Genomic DNA, 268 nt, shown 5'->3' on the forward strand with positions numbered 1-268 from the left:
CTCCATGATCGGTCGCGCCGGATCCTGCTTTGCCGCGGCGTACCCCACGCCCTCGACAGCCGCCACCAGCGTCTTCGCTGGGATCTCCACCGGCTCGATGCCCTTCATATCTGGCAACTCGGGAAACTCCTTCGGATCAAAGCCGTGCAGCTCGGCGTGCGTTGTCCCAACGTCAATCGACGCGCTCAAGTGATGCGGCGCGATCGTCGCAATATCAACCGTCCCCTTGGGAAGCCGCCGAACCAGCTCCGCGAACAGCTTCGCCGGG

Annotated in this window: 1 pseudogene; it reads right to left on the reverse strand. The window is 64.2% G+C overall.

The window, feature by feature from the left end:
- Nucleotides 1-268, reverse strand: a pseudogene (locus tag J3482_RS20500) (DNA polymerase III subunit beta); the annotation flags it as partial.

Origin of the sequence: Alicyclobacillus suci (assembly GCF_017329615.1) — a bacterium.
GTDB lineage: Bacteria > Bacillota > Bacilli > Alicyclobacillales > Alicyclobacillaceae > Alicyclobacillus > Alicyclobacillus suci.